Raw genomic sequence first — 2,522 nt, forward strand, 5'->3', positions numbered from 1 at the left:
CTGTCGGCCGGCGCTCGGGACGGCGACGGTGGGCTCGACCTGCCGACCGGACAGGTCCGGACGATGCTCGGCGAGGGGTTCGTTCCGGTGTTGCACGGTGACGTGATCGCCCATGCGGGGGCGGGTGCGACCATCGTCAGCGGCGACGAACTCGTCGTCGAACTGTCGACGAGCGTTGCCGCGGACAGGGTCGGCCTCTGTTCGGCAGTGCCGGGCGTCCTCGACGCCGGCGACGAGGTGATCGGCCGCATCGACGCGTTCGACGACGTAGCCGAAGTGCTTGGCGGCAGTGACGCCGCGGACGTGACCGGTGGCATGGCCGCGAAAGTCCGGACCTTGTTGGGCCTGGACACGCCGGCATCTATCTTCGCGCTCGACGAACTCGAGACGTTTCTTCGGGGTGAGCGACCGGGAACGCTGATCGCAGGCGGCGACGGAGACGGTGCGTAACGGGCAGGTCTCCGCCACGAGCGTCCGTCGAACCGCGGTGTGAGCGGCGCGTCGTTTAGGGCACGGCCTCGCGCGGGCCGAAACGTGGCGTACTCTTATTGATGATTGTTACCAATACCAACGATATGACAACTGTGAGAATCGTAGGTGGGGCGAGATACGGCTTCAAGATGGTCGGTCTCGTCTTCGGGCTGCTGGTGATCAGCGGTGCGCTGTTCGCGCTGGGAGGGCTGCTGGCGACCGGCGGCGACCTGACGTTACGCGGATCACTCTTGGCCGTCGGACAGCCAGCGATGGTAGCCGCCGGCGGGTTCTTCGGCCTGGCAGGCGTCGCCACCCTCTACGCTGGCACTGTCGGCCTCGTCCACAAACTGATCGCAGACAGCGTCACCGCCGGCTTCGAGAACGCAGACCCGGTAGTTACGTCGCCGGCTCCGACGGGGGCAGACGCCGCGGGCGACAGTTCGGAACCGGCCGGGGAGGACACGTCCGAGCCGGCGGCCGCGACCTCCGGCCGTGCCGAACAGTCACGGGACGATTCGGTCACGGCCGATTCGCCGGCGACGGAACCAACTGCGGACACCGTCGATTCGACTACCGATTCGACAGAACCGGTCACAGAGAGAGTCGAACCGGAGTCGGTCGACCTGGTGGACGAACCAACTCCGAAGCCGGGGCAAAACCGACCGTCGACCGAATCGACCGTCGACGCGGCTGGGGACGACGACTTGGACTCCACCGGCAGCGCGGCACAGAAAGACGGCGGCGAGACGGAACCCGTTGTCGAGGCGTCGGGTGCCGGTGCGGAGGGAACCGACCCGACCGAGGAGCCAGCGACGGAGGTGGACGAGGTGGCCACGGAGGACGGCGAACGGCCGACACCGGAGGACATCGACCGGGTCGTCAGCCAGGCGACCGGGAGCGGTCTGAGCGACGAACCGACCGGCGAGACAACCCAGACGGACGCGGACGAGCCGCTGGGTCAGCCGGACGCGCCACCGGCCGACGACGAGACCGGAACCGCGGCGGACAGCGGTGAAGACACGTTCGCCGAATCCGAGTCGGAATCCGGTAGGGCGGCCGCAGAAGACATTTTTACCGGGTCCGAGCGCGAAGCGCCGGCAGCGGATGAGCAATCGGAGAGTCACAAAGCCGACGTCATCGACAGGGCATTTCAGCAGGAAGACGAGGAGAATCTAGACGACCCGCATACGGTCATCGACGACGCGATTCAGGATGGCGACGTGGAGGACACCACCGACGAACCGGGCGACTGGGAACCGCTCGACGAGAGCGACCTGAAAGATTAGCGTTCGAGCAGTTCCTCGGCGACGATGTTGCGCTGGATGGCGCTCGCACCCTCTCCAATCTGGTAGAGTTTCGCGTGGCGGTACTGGCGTTCGACCGGGTAGTCACGGGTGTACCCGTTGCCGCCGTGTTCGGGTTCGGTGTTGCCCAGCGCACCGATCAGCTCCCCGGCGGTGATGCCTTCGAGGATCCACTCTCTGTTCGTCCGTGCCGTACTCGGCGATTATAGATGGAGCAGGCGCAATACCACGTCGCTCACGGCGTGGATACGCGCCGTCACTCGATGAAACAGTCCCCCGGCTACACTATTGGCGAGTTTCCGACCATGACTGTTAATTGACAGGCAGTCATACACAGAAGTAGGAATCGGACGGAACGGAGCGGATTCCGTCCCGTCCTACAGAGGCGGCCTGTCCGCCTACAGCAATGAGACAATATCTGGAACGTGGTCACGAACACCGGATGCTCGAACCATCCGGCCCGTGGTGACTACGCTCGCGGCACTTCCGCTACCGTGAACTCCGTTGACGCCTGCTGGCGTCCTTGCGGCCAAAACAACGCCTGGACGCCAAACACGGTCGAGGATACACGTAACGGCGGCTTGGCACCGCCCGCAGTCCAGCCAGCTTAGGCCGTCAGCATCCCGTCGGATTCCAACCGGGGTGATGCTTGGTTGGACTGTTAAACCTGAAACTCCCAACTGCGGTCGGGGTTCCTCCGCGTTTACGCGGAGGAGGATGTCAATCGCGTGCCGAACTCCGTCC

General features: G+C 65.1%; 3 protein-coding genes. 2 read left to right on the forward strand and 1 reads right to left on the reverse strand.

Features of this window, described 5'->3' with window-relative positions; all coding sequences use genetic code 11:
- Nucleotides 1-450, forward strand: a 450-nt coding sequence (locus Q0964_RS10165; protein WP_475405834.1) for an amino acid kinase family protein, incomplete at its 5' end; no start/stop codon positions are given.
- Nucleotides 451-575: 125 nt separating this feature from the next.
- On the forward strand, nt 576-1,760 hold the full coding sequence (locus tag Q0964_RS10170) for a hypothetical protein (RefSeq protein ID WP_299266867.1): 1,185 nt from the start codon (nt 576-578) through the stop codon (nt 1,758-1,760).
- Here the strand turns inward: Q0964_RS10170 and Q0964_RS10175 are convergent.
- Entirely contained in the window at nt 1,757-1,948 is a 192-nt protein-coding gene (locus Q0964_RS10175) for an acyl-CoA dehydrogenase family protein (protein WP_349254458.1), read from the reverse strand. The genes Q0964_RS10170 and Q0964_RS10175 overlap by 4 nt on opposite strands.
- Between the last annotated feature and the right edge of the window lie 574 nt (nt 1,949-2,522).

The sequence above is a fragment of the Halorientalis sp. genome (assembly GCF_028275115.1).
Classification (GTDB): Archaea; Halobacteriota; Halobacteria; order Halobacteriales; family Haloarculaceae; genus Halorientalis.

Excerpts from the sequence above, each read along its gene's own strand:
- Q0964_RS10170 (WP_299266867.1), top strand. The coding sequence starts at position 576 with ATGACAACTGTGAGAATCGTAGGTGGGGCGAGATACGGCTTCAAGATG.